This window comes from Variovorax sp. Sphag1AA, from assembly GCF_014192575.1.
Classification (GTDB): Bacteria; Pseudomonadota; Gammaproteobacteria; order Burkholderiales; family Burkholderiaceae_C; genus Variovorax.
Map to the genome: position 1 here is coordinate 131,946 of NZ_JACHYC010000002.1, position 21,620 is coordinate 153,565.

Here is a 21,620-nt window from a genome sequence, read left to right on the forward strand (position 1 = left end):
GTGCTGCGGCGCGATGTGACAGCAGCCCTGCCGCTCCCTAGAATGAAACGATGAGGTCCGCCAGAGCATGGTTGACGGGACTGGTCCTCTTCGCCTTCGCGGCAGGAGCGGCCAATGCCCAAGCCGTGCCCGCTACGCCGGCGGCCCCGAAGCCCGGAATGGTGGTGCTGATGGAAGTCGAAGGCGCCATCGGCCCCGCGTCCGTCGACTACGTCCGGCGCGGACTCAAGCAGGCGGACAAAGAGAACGCGCGACTCGCGGTCATCCAGATCGACACGCCCGGCGGGCTCGACGCCTCGATGCGCAGCATCATCAAGGACATCCTCGCCTCGCCGGTGCCTGTGGCGACCTTCGTTGCCCCGAACGGCGCGCGCGCCGCGAGCGCCGGCACCTACATCCTCTACGCGAGCCACATCGCGGCCATGTCGCCCGCCTCCAATCTGGGTGCGGCGACACCGGTCGCAATCGGCATGCCGAATCCGGCCGGACCGGCCACCAAGCCGGAGCCCTCGGCCTCCGGCAAGGGCGAGCCGGAAGGCGACGCGATGACGGCCAAGCGCCTCGCCGACGCATCGGCCTACATCCGCAGCCTCGCGCAATTGCGCGAACGCAATGCAGAGTGGGGGGAAAAGGCGGTGCGCGAATCGGTGAGCCTGTCGGCGCAGGAAGCGAAGGAGAAGAACGTCATCGACTTCATTGCGCGTGACGTGGCCGACTTGCTCCAGCAGGCCAACGGACGCGAAGTGCGCACCATCAACGGCAAGGTGAAGCTCGCCACGCAGCGCGCCGAACTGCTGGTCGTCGACGCGGACTGGCGCACCCGGCTGCTGTCGGTGATCACGGAGCCCAGCCTCGCGCTGATCCTGTTGATGATCGGCGTGTACGGGCTGCTGTTCGAGTTCTCGAACCCCGGCTTCGTGCTGCCCGGCGTGGCGGGCGCGATCAGCCTCATGCTCGCGCTCTTCGGGCTGCAGATGCTGCCGGTCAACTATGCGGGGCTGGGGCTCATCTTCCTTGGCGTGGCTTTCCTCATTGCGGAGGCCTTCCTGCCGACCTTCGGCGTGCTCGGCGTCGGCGGGATCGTGGCCTTCTGCATCGGTGCGGTGCTGCTGATCGACAACGAGGCACCGGGCTTCGGCGTGCCGCTGTGGCTGATCGGGCTGCTGGCCGTGGGCTCCGCGGCTTTCATCCTCATCGTTGGTGGCATCGCGGCGAAGTCGCGACGACGGCCGCTGGCGGTCGGTGTCTCGACACTGGTTGGCGCGACCGGCGAGCTGGTCGAATTCGCCGATGGCGAAGGCTGGGCGCAGATCCAGGGCGACTACTGGAAGGTGCGCGGCTCCGAAGCCCTGCGGCCCGGACGCCGCATCCGCGTCACCCAGGTCCAGGGCCTGGCCCTGCACGTGACCGACGAGGAGGGCCAGCAAAGCCCTGCAGGGGCCTGAAGCGAGGCAGCCACCATGTTCATCAACTTCAGCCTCGTGCTCGTTGCTTTCTTCGTCGTGCTGCTGGCGATGCTGGCCGCTGCTTCGCTGCGCATCCTTCGCGAGTACGAGCGCGGGGTGGTCTTCCAGCTCGGCCGCTTCTGGAAGGTCAAGGGCCCGGGGCTCGTGATTCTTGTCCCCGGTATCCAGCAGATGGTGCGCGTGGGTCTGCGCGTGATGGTGCTCGACATCCCGAGCCAGGATCTCATCACGCGCGACAACGTCTCGGTGAAGGTCAACGCGGTGCTCTACTTCCGCGTGATCGATCCCGAGAAGGCGATCATCCAGGTCGAGAAATACTTCGAAGCCACCAGCCAGCTGGCGCAGACCACGCTGCGCGCGGTACTCGGCAAGCATGATCTCGACGGCCTGCTCGCGGAGCGCGAGCGGCTCAACCTCGACATCCAGAAGACGCTGGAGGCGCAGACCTTCCAGTGGGGCATCAAGGTCACCAATGTCGAGATCAAGCACGTGGACCTGAACGACAGCATGGTCCGCGCGATCGCCCGGCAGGCGGAGGCCGAGCGCGAGCGGCGCGCGAAGGTGATCCATGCCGAAGGCGAGCTGCAGGCTTCCGCCAAGCTCGCGGAGGCGGCCGAGGTCCTCGGTCGGCATCCGCAGGCGCTGCAGTTGCGCTATCTCGAGACGCTCACGGTGATCGCGGCTGACAAGAACTCGACCATCGTGTTCCCGCTGCCGGTGGATCTCATCGGACCGTGGATGCAGGCCATGCAGCGAAAACAGGACGCACCGAAGGCCTGACCGCGACTCAGCGCGCGAACTGGTCCAGTCCCTGCACCAGCCGCTTCGCGAGGCGGGGCTGCCTGAGCTGGTCGAGCCACCACTGGAGCGCGCGGCCTTCCTGGCCTTCCTGCTCGCCCCGCCACGCAACATAGAGCGTGTTGGGCTCGCGGGGATTGGAAGTCTTCTTTTCCACCAGCTCGCCGCGCGCGATCAGGGAGGCGGCGCGCTGCCGCGGCAGCCAGCCGACGCCGAGCCCTTCGCGCTGCGCCAGCATCTTCGCGTGCATCGTCGGGACCGCCAGCGTGGCCTGGCCGCCCTGGACGCCATACGCGCTGCCGGCGGTGCCGCGCGAGGTGTCGGCGACCACGACCGCACGATGGCTCGCGATCAAGTCGCGCCCGAGCGGTTCCTTGGCCTTGGCGAGCGGATGGCGCGGCGACACCGCGAAGACCCACTCCATGACGCCGAGTTCGAACCAGCGCACCCCCTGGTGCGAAAGCGGCTCATTGGTCGCGCCGACGACGAGGTCGGCCCGGCCGTCGCGCAGGGCTTCCCAGGTGCCGCGCAGCACTTCATGCGTCACGCGCAGCGGCACGCCGGAATCGAGCGCATCGAAGGCGGCGATGACCGGCAACAGCGTCTCGATCTCGATGACCTCGTCGGTCACGATCCAGAGCCGGTCTTCCCAGCCGCTGGCGACTTGCCGCACGCGCTGCGAAAGCCGCGAGACGTCGAGGGCGAGCCGCGCGGCTTCCTGCGCGAGGAGCTGCCCCGCCGGCGTGAGCTGAAGGCGGTAGCGCCGGCGGTCGAAGAGCAGGGCGTCGAATTTCTCCTCGAGCTGGCGGGCCGCATGCGACACCGTCGACGGCGCCTTGCCGAGCCGCGCGGCGGCGCGCGAAAGACTCCCGCTCTCGCGGATCGCTTCCAGCAGCGCGAGTTCATCGTTGGACAACATGTTCGGACCCCCTCCGGCGAGTTGGCGCAATGATGGCATGTCAGCCGAAAACGTTCGATCTTTTCGAACATGTCCGTCGCGAAGCCGGTACGTCAAAAGTGGCCCGAAAACCGACCATTCATCCACGGTGATTGCACCGCAACCCAATGGAATGAATGGAGAAACATCATGGAACGCTTTCAAGACAAGACAGTCCTCGTCACCGGCGGCACCAGCGGCATCGGCCTCGCTGCAGCCAAGGCCTTCATCGCGGAAGGCGCGCGCGTCGTCATTACTGGACGCGACGCGGCCTCGCTCGACAAGGCGCAAGCCGAACTCGGCCCGCGCGCCATCGCCGTGCGCAACGACGCCGCAGTACCTCGCGCCGCGAAGGAACTCGCGGCCGCGATCTCGGGCCGCGGGCTGAAGCTCGACGCGGCATTCCTCAATGCCGGCATCGCGAAGTTCGCGGGCCTGTCGGACGTGACCGAAGCGATCTGGGACGAAACCTTCGACATCAACGTCAAGGGCGTGTTCTTCCAGGTCCAGGCCCTGACGCCGCTGCTCGCGCAGGGTGCATCGATCGTGATCAACGGATCGATCAACGCCCACATCGGCATGCCCAACAGCGCGGTGTATGCGGCTAGCAAGGCAGCGGTCGTCTCGCTGGCAAAGACGCTGTCGGCCGAACTGCTGCCGCGCGGTGCGCGGGTCAATGTCGTGAGCCCCGGCCCGATCCGCACGCCGCTGCACGCCAAGCTCGGGTTCGACGCGAGCGTGCTGGAGTCGGTCGTCGCGCAGATCCAGGCGCAGGTTCCGCTCGGCCGTTTCGGCACCGCGGAAGAGCTTGCATCGACCGTGCTGCACCTCGCTGCTCCGGAGTCGGCCTTCATCGTCGGCACTGAAGTCATCGTCGACGGCGGCATGAGCCAGCTCTGATCGCTCGCAGGCAAGGCGGCCCATGGCAAGATGGGCCGTCTTTCTTGCGGGGGTGAATCGGATGCTCGTCAACTGCGTGGTCTACGAAAACGGCAACAAGCTCGCCGACATTCCGGTCTCGAGCATCAGCGAATACCTCACGCTGCCGGGCTGCTTCGTATGGGTGGCGCTGCATGACGCGACGCCTGAAGAGTTGGCCGAGGTGCAGCAGGAATTCGCACTGCATCCGCTCGCGGTCGAGGACGCGCAACACGGCCACCAGCGGCCGAAGGTGGAGGAGTACGGCGACTCGCTCTTCGTCGTGATGCACCTGCTGGAGTCCGGGGGCGACGGGCAAACGGCTCTCGGCGTCGGAGAGGTCGACGTCTTCGTCGGCGCCAACTACGTGGTGTCCGTGCGCAACCGCAGCGAGCACGGCTTCACCGAAGTCCGCGCCCGTTGCGAGCGCGAGCCGGAACTGCTGAAGAACGGCCCGGGCTTTGTTCTGTATGCGCTGATGGATGCGGTGGTCGACCGCTACTTCCCAGTCATCGATGCGTTCGAGGTCGAACTGGAGACGATCGAGGAGCGCATCTTCACCAAGGGCGAGGCGCGCGAGAACGTCCAGCGGCTCTACGAACTGAAGCAGCGGCTCACCCTGCTCAAGCATGCGGTGGCGCCGCTGCTGGAGGGCGCGGGCAAGCTCTACGGCGGCCGGGTTCCGCAGATCTGCATGGGTTCGCAGGCCTACTTCCGCGACGTGGTGGATCACCTCGGGCGCATCAACGCGTCCACCGACACGATCCGCGACACCATCGGCACCGCGATCAGCGTGAACCTCTCGATGGTGACCATCGAAGACAACGAGGTCACCAAGCGCCTCGCCGCCTGGGCTGCGATCTTCGCGGTGTGCACTTCGTTCGCCGGCATCTGGGGCATGAACTTCAAGAACATGCCGGAGCTGGAATGGCGCTACGGCTACGTCGTCGCGCTGCTGCTCATCGTGTCGATCTGCGGCTATCTCTTCTACCGGTTCAGGCGCGCCGGCTGGGTCTGAGCCGGCACGCTCAGCGCGGCGGGGCGCCCGACGGCGGGGGCGGCGGCATGAAGACCAACCGTCCGTCCGGAGCACGTTGGCAGGTGCCCTTGAGCGGTTCGCCGTTCCGGCCGGTGAGCTGGACGGCCGCGCCCTCCTGCTGACCTTCGCAGGCGCGCATGAATTCAGGCGGCGGCGGACGATGGCCGTGGAAATGCGGCGGTGGGGGCGGCGGAGGCGGTGGTGGTGGCGGCATCACGCAGCCCTGCAGTGCCGCGGCGAGGGCGAGCAGGCCCCATCCATAGGTACGAGTCACGAGTGTTTTCCTTCCTTCCTTTTGCGGCTTTGGATGCTCGCCCGCAACTTCGGAGGAATCTTGGAGCTGACGGAGGCGCTGCTCAGGCGTCAGGAGGTTCGAACGCGAAGCCGACGCCGTACACCGAGCGGATCCAGTCGTGCTCCGAGCCGGTCGCGGCCAGCTTGCGCCGCAGGTTCTTGATGTGACTGTCGACCGCGCGCTCGGTCACCTCGGCGGCATCGTCATAGGCGAGGTCCAGCAGTTGGGAGCGCGAGAAGATCCGCCCGGGTTGCCGCGAGAGCGCCTGCAGCAGCCGGAACTCGAGTCGCGTGAGCGTGAGCGGCACGCCATCCAGCGTTGCGCGCCAGAGCGTGTCGTCCAGCTCCAGGCGGCGTTCGGAGGGTGGTGGCGGCGCCTCCTGCTCGGCGGTGCGGCGGAGCACGGCGCGCACGCGCGCGACGACTTCGCGCGGCGAGAAAGGCTTGCACACGTAGTCGTCCGCGCCGAGTTCGAGTCCGACCAGCCGGTCGACCTCCTCGATGCGCGCGGTGAGCATGATGACTGGACGCGCGTTGTGCTTGCGCACCTCGCGCAGCACCGCCATGCCGTCCAGGCGCGGGAGCATCACGTCGAGCAGCGTGAGCGCGGGCGGGTCGGTCAGCATGCGCTGGAGCGCCGTCTCGCCATCGGCGACGCGCTCCGGCTCGTAGCCGGCGTGCCGCAGATAGTCCACCAGCACCGAGGCGATGTCGTCTTCGTCTTCGACCACGAGGATGCGCGTCGTCATGCCGCATTCTCCAGCGGCAGCGTGACCGTGAGGCGCAATCCGCCGAGTGGCGAAGGCGCGGCATCGATGGATCCGCCGTGCGCTTCGAAGGTGGCGCGGCAGATCGCGAGCCCGAGGCCGGAGCCGCCGAGCGCACGGCTGCGCGACGCCTCGCCCCGGAAGAGCCGCTCGAAGAGGCGCGGCATTTCCTCCGGCGGAACGCCGGGCGGGCTGTCGTCGAAACGCAGGACGAGCCGGTCCCTGCCTTCATCGCTCTCGACATGCGCATCGATGCGCATCCGGCCCCCGGTGTCGGTGTAGGAGAGTGTGTTCTCCAGGAGATTCATGAAGGCCTGGTGCAGCCGGCGTGCATCGCCGCGTGCCGCTGGCGGGTGCCTGCCACTGATGGCGTCGAGCGCGGTGGCATCGAGCGAAATCATGCGCTGGGTGAAGCGCTCGCGCGCGAGCGCGAGGGCCTCCTTGAGGATGGCCAGCGGATACACCGTGACGAAGAGCGGCGAAGCCTCACTTCGCTCGCGCATGCTGCTGCGCAGATCGTCCACGAGTTGGCCCAGCCGCATGACCTGCCGGTGCAGGCGCAGGGCCGTCTTCTGGTCGAAGGTACGAACGCCGTCCTGCAATGCCTCGATCTCGGCGCGCATCGCGGCCAGCGGTGTGCGCAGTTCGTGGGCAACGTCGGCGAGCCATTCGCGGCGAGATGCCTCGATGCTGTCGAGCCGCTCGGCCATGTCGTTGAAGGTGCGGCCGAGCAGCGCGAGCTCGTCGCTTCCGCGTATGGGCACACGCGTATCGAGACGGCCCTGCGCGATGCGCTGCGCGCCCTGGGTCAGGGCGTCGATCGGAGCGAACCAGCGGCGCGCGAGCAGCCACGCGAGCAGCAGTGCCAGCGCGAGGCCGGCGACACCAGTCCAGATGACGAAGCCGGACTGGCGCGCGACGAAGGCGCGGTCCGCGTCGGTTTCGAGCCCTTCCAGCGGTGCCAGCACCAGGGTGCCGATCAGGCGGTCGCCGTCGCGCAGGGGCAGGCGCGCGGCGGTCGACGGGTCGACCTTCGCGCCGACCACCCAGGTGCCGTTGGCGTCGAGCAGGCCCAGTCGGCGGTAGACCGAATCGGGGTTGCGCAGCAGGGCGCCCAGCATGCCTGGCGGCGGGGGCCAGGACGGGTGGGGCGGCGGAAGCAACTCGGGTGGCCCTTCCCGATGGCGTGGGGGTGGCTCGCCGCCCGACGGGCCGATCTCCCACGACGGCGGGCGGAAGTCCTGCGGTGGCCAAGGCGGAATGCGGCGCGGTGGTTCGCCGGGCGCCCCGGCGATCGCGGAATCGCGCTCCACCGCGCCGAAGGCGCGCATCGGCAGACGCAGCCACGCAGCCTCGTTGCTGCGAAGGTCATCCCAGTTGCCCTGCGTGGCGTGGTGTTTGCGGAGCAGTTCCGCAAACCAGTCCATGCGGCGGATCTCGATCTCGGCCACATAGGCGCCCAGGCCGCGCTGCAGCCCGAGCCACGAGAAGGCGGTGAAGATTGCGAGCAATGCCGCGAGCAGCAACACCAGCGTGAGAAAGATCTTCCGGAAAAGGGTGAGGCGAGGCATGGCGGCGGATGCGGGGGCGCGCCGCATTGTGCGGCAAGCGTTGCGGGCGGATGGGGCTCAGGCCGCGAAGAGGCAGCGCTTCATTTCGCGGGACACTTCTTTTCGGTCGCGGCAGTGGTGAGCGGAACACGCGCTGCACCGGTGGCCATGATGGGCGCCAGGGTCGAGGGGCTGGACGGCGCCGAACCGTTGCCGCAGGTGAAGCCGGTGGCAACGAACAGGCCCAGCGCGCCGATCGCGCCCGCGGCGTGGCCCAGGCCGGGACGGCGGAACGGCGACAGGACCACGTTCGCGGCTCTGGCGAACGCAGGGCGGGAAGCGTAGACCGCGGCGTTCAATGAACGCTCCCGATCGCGTCCTGCAGCGGAAGGCGCAAGGTGATGCCCAGGCTGCCAAGCGGCGATGGCGCCGCGTAGATGCGACCCCGGTGCTCGGACACGATCTGCGTGCACAGCGCGACGCTTGCGGCCGTGTCGCCGTCGCCGCGCTTTGCAGCAGTTGCCGTACCCGCCGCATCGAAGCAACGCGCGAGGCGCGGTTCGCCGGCACCGGGCGCCGCATCCATGAAATTGACCACGGCATGCGTGCCCTCGACGCGGCCAAGCACGTGCAAGGTGCTGCCGGCCTGCATGGCGCGGCACGCGAGATCGACGATGTGTGCGAAGACCTCCTGCATGCCCGAGCGGTCGAGCAACACCGGCAGCGGGTCGGACGGCAGCATCATCTCGAGCGCCATGCCAGCGGAGTGGAGACGGGCGCGCAGCGAATCCGTCATCTGGCCGAGCAGCTGACGGATGTCGGCGTAGTGAGACGGCCGGCTCGCGATGCGGTTCCGCAGTGCGAGTGATGGCGCCGGGCCGAGTTCGTTGTCTCGTCGGGGAAGGATCCGCCAGAATGCGTAGAGCAGGATGGCGACGAAGACGACGAGGGTGATCTGGGCTGCTTTCATGCAGTGCGACTGTTGTTGCGTTGCGTCGGATTAACGCTTGCCGACGGCTTTTTCGCAACAACGCCCCGACCGGATCACCGGCCTTCAAGATGTCTCCTCAATCCAGGTTCATGGAAAGGCAAAGACGATGTTCGAAGAGAAATTCATGCAGCGCGCGATCGCGCTGTCGGCACAGGCGTTGGACACGCCGGGCACGGAGCCCTTTGGTGCAGTGATCGTCCGCGACGGTGTCGTGGTGGGCGAGGGCTTCAACCATTCCGTCGCGCACTTCGATCCGACGTCGCACGGCGAGGTCGAGGCGATCCGCGATGCGTGCCGCAATCTGAAGACCGTGGATCTCGGCGGAAGCGAACTCTACACCTCATGCGAGCCTTGTGCATTGTGTGTGGCCGCGATGCGGATCGCAGGCATCCGCAAGCTCTACTACGCGGCGTCGCTTGCGCAGTCGGGCGAGGCTTTCGAGGGCGTGCCGGTGGAAGCGCGGCACCCCATCGATGTCGATGAGCTGCGCGCGGAAGCCGGCGCAACCCTCGAAGCGCGGACCATGCCTTCCGAGCAGAAGATGGACCGCGAAGCGGTGGCCGTGCTCGAAGCCTGGGCCGCCAGAAAGAAGGCCGGTTAAGCCTGTCGCGCCATGACTTGCGGCTCGCGCTCTGCCAGCAGCACACGGTAGATGAGCGCACCGATAACGGCGCCTGCGAGCGGCGCGACCCAGAACAGCCAGAGCTGTTCCATCGCCCACTGCGGCGCGAACAGGGCGGGGCCCGTGCTACGGGCGGGGTTGACCGAGGTGTTCGTCACGGGAATCGAGATGAGGTGGATCAGCGTGAGGCACAGGCCGATCGCGAGGCCCGCCATGCCGCTGGTCGCGCGGCTTGCCGTCGCACCCAGGATCACGAGCAGGAACACTGCCGTCATCACGACTTCAGTGATCAGTGCAGCGGTCATGCTGTATTGGCCCGGGGAGTTCTCGCCGAACCCGTTGGCCGCGAAGCCGCCGAGATCGGCGCCCGGCTTGCCGGTGGCGACGAGATAGAGGATCGCGGCGGCCACGCAGGCGCCTGCCACTTGCGAGATCACGTAGCCGGGAAGTCGGCCGATCGGCATGCGACCTGCCGCAACCAGACCGAGCGAAACGGCCGGGTTGAAGTGCCCGCCCGAGATCGGCCCGAACGCATACGCGCCGGTGACGACCGTCAGACCGAAAGCGAGCGAAACGCCGAGGAGGCCGATGCCAAGCTCGGGGAAAGCCGCTGCGAGCACTGCACTGCCGCAGCCGCCCAAGGTGAGCCAGAAGGTGCCGAGAAATTCGGCGGACCAGACTTTGAGATTGCTGTTCATTTGGTTTGTGTTCCCTGAAAAAAGTCGGGCACTATAAGGAGCGCACGCGCCGCTTCGACGCAACGGCACCGGGATTTGATGCAAACCTCACGTGTCGCTCTCACGGTGAGAAGATTCACCGCTCGATGAAGGAAATCCCAATGAAGATTGCAGTGATGGGCGCCGGTGCGGTCGGTTGCTACTACGGCGGAATGCTGGCGCGGGCCGGGCACGAGGTGACGCTGATCGGCAGGCCGCAGCATGTCGAGGCGATCCGTCGCGACGGCCTTCTGCTCGATACGCTCGGCTTCAAGGAGCATGTGCGGCTCGATGCCAGTACCGAACCGAGCGCTGTGAGGGATGCGGACCTGGTCCTCTTCTGCGTGAAGTCCACCGACACCGAAAGCACGGCGGACGCGATGAAGCCGCATCTGAAGGCCGATGCGCTGGTGCTCACCCTGCAGAACGGCGTCGACAACGCAGAGCGCCTGCAGGTGCGGCTGTCGCAGGTGGTCGCGCCTACCGTGGTGTACGTGGCCACCGAGATGGCTGGCCCGGGCCATCTCAAACATCACGGCCGCGGCGAGCTGGTCATTGCGCCGACCGCGGCGAGCGATGACATCGCGAAGACCTTCGCGCAGGCCGGCATTCCGACGCAGGTGTCCGACAACGTGATCGGTGCGCTGTGGATCAAGCTCATCCTGAACTGTGCCTACAACGCGCTCTCGGCCATTGCGCAGTTGCCCTACGGCCGAGTCGTGCCGGGCGAGGGCGTGGAGGGCGTGATGCGTGACGTGGTGCAGGAATGCGTTGCGGTCGCGCAGGCCGGCGGCGTCAGGCTGCCGGGCGATGCGTGGCAGGTGGTTGCCGGCCTGGTCAAGACGATGCCGACGCAGTACTCGTCCACTGCGCAGGATGTCGCGCGCGGCAAGCGCAGCGAGATCGACCATCTCAACGGCTACGTGATGCGCAAGGGCGAGGCGCTCGGTGTGCCGACCCCGGTCAACCGCACGCTGTTCGCGCTCGTGAAGCTGATCGAGGCGCGGCAGGCCGCGGCCGCCTGAGTCGCGCGAATCAGTCGCCGGAAGACGGCGGCACGTACCAGCGGGTGGCGATGAGTTCCGGCTCGTCGTGCGCCTGCAAGCGGTCCCAGTGGCGATCCGCGTCTTCGACGAAGAGATCGCGCGCGATGCCCTGCGCCAACCGCGTGGCACCGATCGCGAGGCCCGGAATGTCACCCGCCAGCGCGCCGTGGCTCATCGTCGCGCCCCAGTTGAAAAGTCGCATGCGCGCCAGTGCCGCGGCCTGCGGGTGCGCCGGATCGGCGCCGCGCAGCTCGAAGCCCGCGCCGAGATACGGAAAGCGCGCGGGCTCGGGGTGGTGTTCGGCTTCGGTTGCGGAAACGTGATTGGCCCAGGTGTCGATCTGCGACGTATAGGCCGCGATCTCGGGCCGGTCGAGCAGATCGACGTCGAAGCCGGTTCCGAAGATCACCGCGTCGAAGCGCTCCATGCCGCCGTTGGGCAGCGTGACGGTCACGCCGTCCTCGTCGGGCGCGACATCGACCCAGGGCGTTCCGATCCGCAACTCGAAGGCATCGTGTGCGTCGCAGCGGCGCACGGTCTCCCACGGTGGAGGAACCTGCTCGTCGAAGATGTAGGTGTAGACGCGCCACTTGCGCGGATCGTCGAGGCCTTCGAAGCCGCGTAGGAAACCGTGGTTCGACGCAGCCTTGCTCTTGTTGACCTGCGGCAGGTGCGCGCGGCGCGCAAACAACGTGACGTTGGCGGCGCCTGCTTCGAGTGCGCAGGCCGCGTTGTCGAAGGCCGAGGCGCCTGCGCCGAGCACGCCGATGCGGCACCCTTCCCAGCTCGGGAAGTCGATCGCGTCGGCGGAATGGAAGACCCGCCCGGCCGCCAGCGGATCGCCGCGCCGCAGCGACGGAAAGTCGGGCCATCGTGGCGCGCCGCTGCCGTCTCGGCCCAGTGCGAGCACGAGCTGGCGTGCGCGCACGGTTTCGCGCGTGCCGTCGGCGTGCTCGAGCTCGACGTGGAGCAGCAGCCCGTCGTCCGACTGCGAGACCGAACTCAGCGATACGCCGTTCTCGACCGCCAGCCCGACCGTGTCGCGCACCCATAGCAGGTAGTCGCGCCATGTCAGCGAGGGCACGCCGAGCTCGGTGCCGCCGATGTGCTTGGGGCTGCGCAGCGTCAGCATGCGTGCATAGGTGCCCCAGGGGCCTTCCTCGCCGCGTGCGGCGCGGTCGACCACGCGGATGTTCGTGACGCCTTCGCGGCGCAGCGCGTAGGCGGCGGTCTGGCCGCACATGCCCGCGCCGGCGACCAGCACGTCGAGCACTGGCGATTCGGCGGTCGACGATTCGGCCGGTAGCACCCACGCGGGCGGCGGCACGTTGATGCGTTCGAGATCGGCGCGCGCCTGCGCGGTCAGGCGATCGAGCGCCTCGGTATGGCGCGGGCTGGCGATGAATTGCAGCGGCACCGCGGGAAGCGCCTGCCCTGCAGGCGGCGTTGGAACGGGGTCTTGAGAAGCCATCGCGTGAAGATAATCCAGATCATGATCGCGCTCGACTGCTACTACAGCCTGTCTTCTCCCTGGGCCTACCTCGGCGGCCCGCAACTCCAGGACATCGTCCGGCGTCACCACGTGACGCTCACGCTCAAGCCCTACGACTTCCAGGTCGTGGTGCCGCAGACCGGCGGCATTCCGCTCAAGACCCGCCCCGAGGCACGTCGGACGTACCACGCGCTGGAACTCGAGCGCTGGCGCGAGTACCTGGGCATGCCGCTCACGCTCGAGCCTGCGCACTATCCCAAGGGTGCGCCGAGCGATCCCAACTGGAACAAGTACGCGGGGTGGATGGTGATCGCCGCCCAGTTGCAGGGGCTCGATGCGCAGCCGCTGTCCCATGCGCTGCTTCGCGCCTTGTGGGCGGAAGAGCGCGACACCTCGGACGCTGCCGTGCGTATCGCGGTCGCCGACGAGAACGGCTATGACGGCGCGGCGCTGCAGGCGCTGGAGCAAAAGGCCGAAACGCAGGCCGCCTATCGTGCCTACACCGCCGAGGCCGTGGACAGGGGCGTGTTCGGTTCGCCGATCTTCATCCTCGATGGCGAGCGCTTCTGGGGACAGGACCGGCTCGTGTTCCTCGATCGGGCGCTGGACCGGCTCCGGGCTTCGCGCGGCATAGTCGCGGGCGGCAGCAGATAATTCCGCGATGCGAATCCGCTTCACCAAGATGCAGGGCGCCGGCAACGACTTCGTCGTGCTGGACGAAACCCACGGCCCGCTCGGCCTCGGGGCGGCCCAGTACCGCTTCCTGGCCGACCGCCATTTCGGCGTCGGCGCCGACCAGATCCTGTCGGTGCGACCCTCGCCCGCCGAGGGCGTCGACTTCCAGTATGTGATCCACAACGCCGACGGCGGCGAGGTCGAGCAGTGCGGCAACGGCGCGCGCTGCTTCATGCGCTTCGTGCACGAGCACGGCCTCACGCCCAAGCGCACGGTGCGCGTTCAGACGCTTTCCGGCGTCATCGAGCCGCGCATGGGCGCCGATGGCCGCGTGACCGTCGACATGGGCGCCCCGATCTTCGAGGCCGCGCGCGTTCCCTTCGACACTGCGGGGCTCACGCCGCTGCATGAGAACGGCTGGCACAAGTGGCATCTGGCACTCGGCACGCACGCCGACAGCGCCATCGTCTCGGTGGCCGTGCTGTCGATGGGCAATCCCCATGCGGTGCAGCTGGTCGACGACGTCGACACCGCGCCGGTGGCGAAGCAGGGCCCGCTGATCGAACACCATCCACGCTTTCCGCAGCGGGTCAACGCTGGCTTCATGCAGGTGGTCGATCGTTCGCACGTGAGGCTGCGCGTCTTCGAGCGCGGCGCAGGCGAAACGCTGGCCTGCGGCACCGGCGCCTGCGCGGCCGTGGTCGCCGGCATCCGGCTCGGCCTGCTGGAGTCGCGCGTCGATGTGGAAACGCGCGGCGGCCTGCTCACTATCGAATGGGCCGGCGAGGGCGAGCCGGTCCTCATGACCGGACCGGCCGTGACCGTGTTCGAAGGCGACATCGAAGTCCCGGACCTGCCATGAAGAACTTCAACCAAGACGACATGAACCCGATCACCGAAGACGACATCGCCAACTACCTGTCGAACACCCCCGATTTCTTCGAGCGCCACGCGCAATTGCTCGGACAAGTGCAGCTCACCAGCCCGCACGGCAACCGTGCGGTGAGCCTGCAGGAGCGCCAGGCCGAGATGCTGCGCGAGAAGATCAAGGCGCTGGAACACCGCATCATGGACATGGTCCGTCACGGCACTGAGAACGGCGTGACAGCCGACCGGCTCCAGCGCTGGACCCGCACGCTGCTTACCACGCGCGACCCGCGCCGGCTGCCGACCGAGATCGCGGCGCAATTGCAGGATCTCTTCCTGGTGCCGCAGGCCGCCATCAAGGTCTGGGATTGCGACAGCGCCTACGCCAACGAGGCTTACACCCAATCGGTCAGCGACGACGTGAAGACGCTCGTGACCTCGTTGACCGCGCCGTACTGCGGTCTGAATTCCGGTTTCGAAGCCGCCAACTGGCTGGCCGAACCGCAAGCCGCGGTCTCGATCGCGCTGATCCCGCTGCGCGAATCGTCCGAGACGCCAGCGTTCGGCCTCCTGGTGCTCGCGTCGCCCGACGCGCAGCGCTACAACGCCGAGATGGGCACCGACTTCCTGGAGCGCATTGCCGAGCTTGCCTCGAGCGCGCTCTCGCGGCTGCGGTCTTGAGTCCTGCACTCCGGCGCGGCCTGTGGGGCGCGCTACTGGTCTTCCTGCTCGGGTATCTCGCGATTTCCTTCACGGTGTGGCGCCATGCGAGCGCCGCACTCGCACATCCGCCGCAACGCGCAGCGGATGCGGCCCTGGTGCTCGGCAACCGGGCCTATCGCGACGGCAAACCGAATCCCTGCCTGACCGGCCGCGTCGACGCCGGCATTGCCCTTTCGAAGGTGGGGCTCGTGCAGAAGCTGGTCTTCAGTGGCGGCAAGGACTGGGAAGACGGACGCATCGAAGCTGAAGTGATGGAGCGGCATGCGCGCTCGGCCGGTTACGCCGGCCCGCTGCTGCTGGAGCCGCGCTCGCAGACCACGCTCGAAAACCTCTCCATGTCAGGGCCCCTGATGCAGGCGGCGGGCGTGCGCAGCGTGATCGTCGTGACCGAGCCTTACCACCTTTGGCGTGCGGAGCGGCTGGTCCGTGGTTCCGGCTTCGACCGGATGTTCGACGTGCAATACGCCGCTGCGCCGACTTCCTGCTGGGAGCGCTGGGGCATGGTGTTCAAGGGTGCATTGCGCGAGCCCTTTGCGATCGTCAAGAATTCGGTGCACTACTAGCGCGGAGATGTCCGTGTTGATTGAAAAGTACCTCGAATACGTGCGTGTCGAGCGCCGGCTCGCCGCGCGCACGGTGGAGCTCTACGGTCTCCATCTGAAGACGCTCGCCGAGAAGGCGGAGGCGGCCGGGGTCGCGCTCGACAAAGTCCAGGTCGCGCACGTGCGGCGCTGGATGGCCCAACTCCACAGCGCCGGGCGCGAATCGCGCGGTATCGCGCTGGTGCTGTCGTGCTGGCGCAGCTTCTATCGGTGGCTCGGCAACGAAGGGCTGGTGAGCGCGAATCCGGTGCAGGACATCCATGCACCGAAGGCGGATCGGCCACTGCCCAAGGCGCTCGCAGTCGATGACGCGGTACAGCTCGCGGACCTCCATGACACCGAAGCCGACCCGTGGACGGAAGCGCGCGATCGCGCCATCGTCGAGCTGCTCTACGGTTGCGGCCTGCGCGTCAGCGAGTTGACGGGGCTGGATGTCCGGCCCAGCCCCACGGCGCGCGGCTGGGTCGACCTCGAATCAGCCGAAGCCAATGTGCTCGGCAAGGGCAGCAAGCGCCGCATCGTGCCTGTCGGCAGCAAGGCGGCCGAGGCTTTGCGAACCTGGCTTGCCATGCGGGACGACTGCCCGGCCGTCGAGGCGGCGCGACTGCGGGACCCCGAAAACGCTGCGGCGCTCTTCATCGGCCGCAACGGGCTGCGTTTCTCGGCGCAATCGGTGTGGAAGCAGCTGCGACAGCGCAGCCTGAAAGCCGGCCTCGCGGTGCCGGTGCATCCACACATGCTCCGGCATTCGTTCGCGAGCCACGTGCTGCAGTCGAGCAGCGATCTGCGGGCGGTGCAGGAGCTGCTCGGGCACGCGAACATTTCGACCACACAGGTCTACACGCGGCTGGATTTCCAGCATCTCGCGCGGGCCTATGACGCAGCCCACCCGCGGGCGCACGCCCGCGATGAGCACAAGCCATCGGCGGGCGAAAGAAAGATCAAGAGCAACAAATCATGAAAGTCCTCCGTCTCCGGCCCGGCAAGGAGCGCTCGCTGCAGCGGCGCCACCCGTGGGTCTTCGAATCAGCCATCGCCAAGGGCGGCGGCGATGCGGGCGAGACCGTGCGCATCGAATCGGCCGACGGCAAGTTCCTCGCCTGGGCGGCGTTCAGCCCGAATTCCAAGATCCGCGCGAGGGCCTGGAGCTTCGACGAGAAGCAGCGCATCGATGCTGCTTTCTTCGCGAGCCGGGTGGCCAGTGCGGTCGAGGCGCGGGGCTTGTTCGACCTGCAAAGCGATGGCGTGAGGCTGATTCACGGCGAAGCCGACGGCCTGCCTGGTCTGATCGTCGACCGCTATGGCGACACGCTGGTCGCGCAGTTTCTCTCGGCCGGCGTCGAGCGCTGGAAGGCCGTCCTGGCGGACGCGCTGCTGGCGGCCACCGGTCTGCAGAAGCTCTATGAGCGTTCCGACGCCAGCGGGCGCGAGCGGGAGGGGCTGCCGCCGGTCACGGGCTGGCTGCGCGGCAGCGGCGAGACCGAGCTGACGATCCGCGAGCACGAATGGCGCCTGAGCCTCGATGTCGCCACCGGCCACAAGACCGGCTTCTACCTGGACCAGCGCGACAGCCGCAAGCGCTTCGCCGAACTGGCGGCGCAGCGCCGGTTCCGGCGCGTGCTCAACTGCTTCTGCTACACGGGCGGGTTCACGGTCGCCGCGCTGGCGGGGCTGAAGTCAGCAGGAGCGACCACTGGGGCGGAACTCATTTCCATCGATTCGTCGTTGCCCGCGCTGGAGCGTGCACGCGCGCATCTGGCGCTCAACGGTTTCGACGATGCACAGGCCGAGTTTCTCGACGCCGACGTCAATGCCTCGCTGCGCCGTTTCGTCGACGAAGGCCGGACCTTTGACGCCATCGTGCTCGACCCCCCGAAGTTCGCGCCGACCGTCGCGCATGCCGAACGGGCCGCGCGTGCGTACAAGGACCTCAACCGGCAGGCCTTCAAGCTGCTGGCGCCGGGTGGCCATCTGCTGACCTTCTCGTGCTCCGGCGGCATCGGGGCCGACCTGTTCCACAAGATCGTGGCCTCGGCCGGCATCGATGCCGGCGTGGATGGCTACATCACCGAGCGCCTGGGCGCCGCCCCCGACCACCCCATGACCATCGAGTTCCCCGAAGGGGAGTACTTGAAAGGCCTGGTCGTGGTGCGCAAATAGCGTTTGACCCTGGCGGAGCGCGGCCCGGCGGCCGTCGCTAAACTTTCCGCCTTTTCTCGATTCGCCCGATTCCTGACCTCCGGAGCATCTCTCATGGCCCTCATCCCCGCCACCATCCTTACTGGCTTTCTTGGCTCCGGCAAAACCACGCTGCTCAAGCGCATCCTGACCGAGGCGCACGGCGAGAAGATCGCCGTCATCGAGAACGAGTTCGGCGAAGAGAACATCGACAACGACATCCTGGTGACCGAATCCAAGGAGCAGATCGTCCAGATGAGCAACGGTTGCATCTGTTGCACCATCCGCGAGGACCTGCGGGAAGCTCTGCAGTTGCTCGCCGCCAAGAAGCGCAAGGGGTTGCTGGACTTCGATCGCGTCGTGATCGAAACCACTGGCCTGGCCGACCCGGGCCCGGTCGCGCAGACCTTCTTCATGGACGACGAGATCGCCGAGAGCTACCTGCTCGACTCGATCCTGACCCTGGTGGACGCCAAGCACGCGCCCCAGCAACTCAACGACCGCCAGGAAGCGCGCCGGCAGGTGGGTTTCGCCGACCAGATCTTCATCAGCAAGACCGACCTGGTCGCCGCTGACGAGACCGACGCACTGATCCACCGCCTCAAGCATATGAATCCGCGCGCGCCGCAGCAGAAGGTGCACTTCGGCGACGTGCCGCTCAAGGATGTGTTCGACCTGCGGGGCTTCAACCTCAACGCCAAGCTGGATATCGATCCGGACTTCCTCAAGGAAGAAGACGAGCACGACCATGACCACGAGCATGGCGAGCACTGCGACCATCCCTCGCACAAGCATGAGGGGCATGGCCATCACCATCACCACGACGACGATGTGAAGAGCTTCGTCTATCGCGCGGACCGGCCTTTCGATCCGGCGCGGCTCGAGGATTTCCTCGGCGCGGTCGTCAACATCTACGGTCCGCGGATGCTGCGCTACAAGGGCGTGCTGCACATGCAGGGCACCGAGCGCAAGGTGATCTTCCAGGGCGTGCACCAGCTCATGGGCAGCGATCTCGGTCCCGCCTGGGGTCCCGACGAAAAGCGCAACAGCCGGATGGTCTTCATCGGAATCGACCTGCCGCGCGAGATCCTGGAGCAGGGCCTGGACCAGTGTCTGGTCTGAGGCCGACGCCGGGCCGCCCGGAGCGTTGAGGCCGATCCCACCGGCCGGCTCCACTTCTCTATACAATCGCGCGCCTGTTACGGGAGCCACCCCGCGCTTCTTTTAGTGCGGTGTGTGACTTCCGGCACAAGACTGCGTGCGTTTTTGGGTCGTTTTCAGGGGTATAACCCTTGGGTTCGCCGTAGGCGAGCACCCGTGAAATCCACGGGGGAGACATCCATTGAATGTGCGTTTCGAGTTCGTCGAAGGAGCCAGTCACTGTGAAGAAACCTGTCGCCAACGCCAAGCCAGCTTCGAAGCCGGCCGTCAAGAAGACGGCGGTTGCCCAGCAGGCTGTGCCCGCGGCGAAGAAGGTTTCAGTTGCAAAGCACGCCCAGCCCGCCGCCGCACCCACGGCCTCCGCCACAAGCAAGGTCAAGGCGGCGACTGCCGGCGCCTCGTCCTCCAAACCGGCCGGTCTTCACCCCGCGCCATCTGCACCACCGACTCCCATGAAAAAAACGGCTGCTGCCTCCGAATCCTCTACCGCCACGGTGACTCCTGCCGGAACCGCCGCCTCCGTGCCTGCCCGCAGCACGCGCCCGTCCTCCCGGCTGTCGCAGGTGACCGTGCCCTCCATGCCGCAGGCGGTCGCCTCGACCGCCGCCAAATCCAGCTTCGTGCAGACCACGTCCAACCCGCTGGTCCCGCCGCCGCCGGTCGCGATCAAGAAGGACCCCAAGCTCGCGAACAACTGGAAGGCCAAGTCCGCCGAGGAACTGACCGATGCCGAAGTCATCGCGATGCCGGACTCCGAATACATGAACGACAAGCAGATGGCGTTCTTCCGCCTGAAGCTTCAGGAACTCAAGCGGGGCATCCTCGAAAACGCCGGCGAGACGACCGAGCACCTGCGTGAAGACACCGTGGTCGTGCCCGATCCGGCGGACCGCGCGACGATCGAGGAAGAGCACGCGCTCGAACTGCGCACCCGCGACCGCGAGCGCAAGCTCCTCAAGAAGATCGAGCAGTCGATCCAACGCATCGACGCCGGCGACTACGGCTACTGCGACGAAACCGGCGAACCCATCGGCGTCGGCCGCCTTCTCGCCCGTCCGACCGCGACGCTGTCGCTCGAGGCGCAGCAGCGCCGCGAGCTGAAGCAGAAGATGTTCGGGGACTGATCCCGCGGGAGCCGGACGGAGACAAAGCGCATGGGCAAGGAAGAAACCGGCCGTCTGCTATCGAAGGTCGCGAAGTTTGTTCGCAATCCGCTGAAGGACTGGTCGGAGCTCGATGCCGATGATTCGGCATCGCTCGAGAACGGCTACAGCCGTGAAATGCTCAAGGAGATGATCGAGCGGCGGCAGCGCAACGATTTCGTGCGCCGCCGCGAGTTCGACATGCTCCGCAAGCTGCGGCAACGCGAGGCCGCGGGCGGCCGCGATGCGGCAGCCACGCCGTCTTCCTTCAACGTCAGCAGCACTTCGGGCAAGTCCGACGGCAGGGCGCTCACGCTCAAGAAGATCGACGAGATCGAAGAGCAGATGTCGCAGCAATGGTGGAAGGCGCGCAACGCCCAGTCGGAGGAAAAGGCCGAAGGGGCGACCGGCGAGCCGATCGCCGTGCAGCATTCGCGCGCCTACGCCGACACCGTGCCCGGCGTGCCTCAACCCGGCGCTGGCGCACAGCAGGCCCAGGCTCCGGCCGACGTGCCCACGCAGGACGGCAGCATCGAAGAGGCATCCATCCGCTTTGCCCACGGCGACGACGACGGCGCCGAGGCGATCCTTCTCCAGGCGCTGGCCCCCGACAGTCCCACAGGCGATCACGACGATACGTGGCGCGCGCTGCTCGACTTCTATCGCGCCACCGGCGACGCCGAAAAGTTCGTCGCCACGAGTACCCGATACGCGCAGCGCATGAAGCGTACCCCTCCCGACTGGATCTCGTTCCGTGCGCTCGCGAATTCGGTTCGTGCGGCCGCGCCAGTCCAGTCGCCGTCCAATGCGCCCCAACCGGGCGGCGCGGATTGGTCCAGCCCGCCGCGCCTCACGCGCGAAGCGCTGATCGGCCTGACGCGCGCGCTCGGTGCCGCCGGCCCGTCATGGAAGCTCGACTGGAGCGCGCTCGACACCATCGAGGCTGATGCTGCCGGGCCGTTGCGTGCCCTGTTCAATCATTGGGCGGACTCGACGGTCCAACTGCGCTTTGCCGGAGCGGACCAGCTTCTCCTGGTTCTGGCCGAGGCAACGCCCGCCAATGAGCGCAGCGTTGATGCGGTCTGGTGGCAACTGCACATGGCCGCCTTGCGGGTGATGCATCGCGCCGACGAGTTCGAACTGCTCGCGCTCAACTACTGCATTACCTACGAGGTGTCTCCGCCGCCCTGGGAGGATCCCAAGGGCGACTACGCCTGGCTCGATCTCCCGAAGGCCGCAAAGCCGGCGCATAGCGGCTTCACGCTCGCGTCGGATCGCGCATCCGGCCCGGCACCGTTGGCCGCAGGCGTGACGCTGAGCGGCGAACTCGCCGGCGAGTCCGTTTCCACCTGGCAGCGGCTCGATGGCGAACTCGGCGAAACGGCTACGCCGAGCATTTCCTGCGCGGCCCTGGTTCGCATGGACTTCACTGCAGCCGGCACATTGCTCAATTGGGTGACGGCGCGCCATGCACGCGGCCAGAGCATCCAGTTCACCGACGCGCACCGCCTCATTGCGGCGTTTTTTAGCGTCGTCGGCATTGCGGATCACGCGAGCGTCAAGACGCGAGGCTGAGTCCGTAGGTGGGTGCCCACCCGCAGCGCGGCAGGGCCGGGGGCGACCAAAGATAATGTCG

The 21,620-nt window shown here is 67.3% G+C and carries 23 protein-coding genes; 15 read left to right on the plus strand and 8 right to left on the minus strand.

Annotated features, from left to right (window positions below; translation table 11 throughout):
* Positions 1-50: 50 nt before the first annotated feature.
* Both FHW64_RS07155 and FHW64_RS07160 read left to right on the plus strand, forming a co-directional pair.
* Complete coding sequence (locus FHW64_RS07155; RefSeq protein WP_184524555.1) at positions 51-1,445, plus strand: nodulation protein NfeD; 1,395 nt, start codon at positions 51-53, stop codon at positions 1,443-1,445.
* A 15-nt stretch (positions 1,446-1,460) separates the two neighbouring features.
* Positions 1,461-2,246, plus strand: coding sequence for a slipin family protein (locus tag FHW64_RS07160; RefSeq protein ID WP_184524557.1), 786 nt, complete (start codon positions 1,461-1,463; stop codon positions 2,244-2,246).
* A gap of 7 nt (positions 2,247-2,253) precedes the next feature.
* On the opposite strand, the gene FHW64_RS07165 is transcribed toward FHW64_RS07160, so the two are convergent.
* Positions 2,254-3,183, minus strand: a complete 930-nt coding sequence (locus FHW64_RS07165) for a LysR family transcriptional regulator (protein WP_184524559.1) — start codon at positions 3,181-3,183, stop codon at positions 2,254-2,256.
* 168 nt (positions 3,184-3,351) lie between these two features.
* Between FHW64_RS07165 and FHW64_RS07170 the strand changes: the two genes are divergently transcribed.
* Both FHW64_RS07170 and corA read left to right on the plus strand, forming a co-directional pair.
* On the plus strand, positions 3,352-4,101 hold the full coding sequence (locus FHW64_RS07170; RefSeq protein ID WP_184524560.1) for an SDR family oxidoreductase: 750 nt from the start codon (positions 3,352-3,354) through the stop codon (positions 4,099-4,101).
* 61 nt (positions 4,102-4,162) lie between these two features.
* Entirely contained in the window at positions 4,163-5,137 is a 975-nt protein-coding gene (corA, locus tag FHW64_RS07175; RefSeq protein ID WP_184526232.1) for a magnesium/cobalt transporter CorA, read from the plus strand.
* Between the two features lie 10 nt (positions 5,138-5,147).
* Here corA and FHW64_RS07180 read toward each other — a convergent pair whose 3' ends face one another.
* The 5 genes from FHW64_RS07180 to FHW64_RS07200 all read right to left on the minus strand — a co-directional run bounded on the left by FHW64_RS07180 (position 5,148) and on the right by FHW64_RS07200 (position 8,739).
* The gene (locus tag FHW64_RS07180; protein WP_184524562.1) at positions 5,148-5,432 is read right to left on the minus strand and encodes a hypothetical protein; all 285 of its coding nucleotides are present in this window, start codon (positions 5,430-5,432) and stop codon (positions 5,148-5,150) included.
* A gap of 82 nt (positions 5,433-5,514) precedes the next feature.
* Positions 5,515-6,201: a response regulator gene (locus tag FHW64_RS07185; RefSeq protein WP_184524564.1), complete on the minus strand. Its 687-nt coding sequence runs from the start codon at positions 6,199-6,201 to the stop codon at positions 5,515-5,517.
* Complete coding sequence (locus FHW64_RS07190) at positions 6,198-7,790, minus strand: ATP-binding protein (RefSeq protein WP_184524565.1); 1,593 nt, start codon at positions 7,788-7,790, stop codon at positions 6,198-6,200. Before FHW64_RS07190 ends, FHW64_RS07185 begins: the two co-directional genes overlap by 4 nt.
* Positions 7,791-7,870: 80 nt before the next feature.
* Positions 7,871-8,128, minus strand: coding sequence for a hypothetical protein (locus FHW64_RS07195; RefSeq protein WP_184524567.1), 258 nt, complete (start codon positions 8,126-8,128; stop codon positions 7,871-7,873).
* Positions 8,125-8,739: an ATP-binding protein gene (locus tag FHW64_RS07200; RefSeq protein ID WP_184524569.1), complete on the minus strand. Its 615-nt coding sequence runs from the start codon at positions 8,737-8,739 to the stop codon at positions 8,125-8,127. Before FHW64_RS07200 ends, FHW64_RS07195 begins: the two co-directional genes overlap by 4 nt.
* A 127-nt stretch (positions 8,740-8,866) precedes the next feature.
* On the opposite strand from FHW64_RS07200, the gene FHW64_RS07205 reads away from it, so the two are divergent.
* Positions 8,867-9,361, plus strand: a complete 495-nt coding sequence (locus FHW64_RS07205; protein WP_184524570.1) for a nucleoside deaminase — start codon at positions 8,867-8,869, stop codon at positions 9,359-9,361.
* Here FHW64_RS07205 and aqpZ read toward each other — a convergent pair.
* Positions 9,358-10,080, minus strand: coding sequence for an aquaporin Z (gene aqpZ / locus FHW64_RS07210; RefSeq protein WP_184524571.1), 723 nt, complete (start codon positions 10,078-10,080; stop codon positions 9,358-9,360). The two genes, FHW64_RS07205 and aqpZ, sit on opposite strands and share 4 nt — an antisense overlap.
* A gap of 140 nt (positions 10,081-10,220) precedes the next feature.
* On the opposite strand from aqpZ, the gene FHW64_RS07215 reads away from it, so the two are divergent.
* Complete coding sequence (locus tag FHW64_RS07215) at positions 10,221-11,123, plus strand: ketopantoate reductase family protein (RefSeq protein WP_184524573.1); 903 nt, start codon at positions 10,221-10,223, stop codon at positions 11,121-11,123.
* Between the two features lie 10 nt (positions 11,124-11,133).
* On the opposite strand, the gene FHW64_RS07220 is transcribed toward FHW64_RS07215, so the two are convergent.
* A complete protein-coding gene (locus FHW64_RS07220) occupies positions 11,134-12,615 on the minus strand; it encodes an FAD-dependent oxidoreductase (protein WP_184524575.1) in 1,482 nt (493 codons plus the stop codon).
* A 3-nt stretch (positions 12,616-12,618) separates the two neighbouring features.
* On the opposite strand from FHW64_RS07220, the gene FHW64_RS07225 reads away from it, so the two are divergent.
* From FHW64_RS07225 to FHW64_RS07265, 9 genes are all read left to right on the plus strand, one after another.
* A complete protein-coding gene (locus tag FHW64_RS07225; RefSeq protein WP_311733267.1) occupies positions 12,619-13,290 on the plus strand; it encodes a 2-hydroxychromene-2-carboxylate isomerase in 672 nt (223 codons plus the stop codon).
* Positions 13,291-13,297: 7 nt separating this feature from the next.
* The gene (gene dapF, locus FHW64_RS07230; RefSeq protein WP_184524577.1) at positions 13,298-14,173 is read left to right on the plus strand and encodes a diaminopimelate epimerase; all 876 of its coding nucleotides are present in this window, start codon (positions 13,298-13,300) and stop codon (positions 14,171-14,173) included.
* The gene (locus FHW64_RS07235) at positions 14,170-14,859 is read left to right on the plus strand and encodes a DUF484 family protein (RefSeq protein ID WP_184524579.1); all 690 of its coding nucleotides are present in this window, start codon (positions 14,170-14,172) and stop codon (positions 14,857-14,859) included. Before dapF ends, FHW64_RS07235 begins: the two co-directional genes overlap by 4 nt.
* Positions 14,856-15,464, plus strand: a complete 609-nt coding sequence (locus FHW64_RS07240; protein ID WP_184524581.1) for a YdcF family protein — start codon at positions 14,856-14,858, stop codon at positions 15,462-15,464. Before FHW64_RS07235 ends, FHW64_RS07240 begins: the two co-directional genes overlap by 4 nt.
* Positions 15,465-15,471: 7 nt before the next feature.
* Positions 15,472-16,464 carry a tyrosine recombinase XerC gene (locus FHW64_RS07245; RefSeq protein WP_184524582.1) on the plus strand — a complete coding sequence of 331 codons (993 nt, stop codon included), beginning with the start codon at positions 15,472-15,474 and terminating at the stop codon, positions 16,462-16,464.
* Positions 16,461-17,663, plus strand: a complete 1,203-nt coding sequence (locus FHW64_RS07250) for a class I SAM-dependent rRNA methyltransferase (protein WP_184524584.1) — start codon at positions 16,461-16,463, stop codon at positions 17,661-17,663. Before FHW64_RS07245 ends, FHW64_RS07250 begins: the two co-directional genes overlap by 4 nt.
* Before the next feature lie 93 nt (positions 17,664-17,756).
* Entirely contained in the window at positions 17,757-18,803 is a 1,047-nt protein-coding gene (locus tag FHW64_RS07255) for a GTP-binding protein (RefSeq protein WP_184524585.1), read from the plus strand.
* A 260-nt stretch (positions 18,804-19,063) separates the two neighbouring features.
* Positions 19,064-19,966 (plus strand): RNA polymerase-binding protein DksA, encoded by a 903-nt coding sequence (gene dksA, locus FHW64_RS34340; RefSeq protein ID WP_409350603.1) that lies wholly within the window; start codon positions 19,064-19,066, stop codon positions 19,964-19,966.
* Between the two features lie 30 nt (positions 19,967-19,996).
* Entirely contained in the window at positions 19,997-21,559 is a 1,563-nt protein-coding gene (locus FHW64_RS07265) for an STAS domain-containing protein (protein ID WP_184524587.1), read from the plus strand.
* The last annotated feature ends 61 nt before the right edge of the window (positions 21,560-21,620 follow it).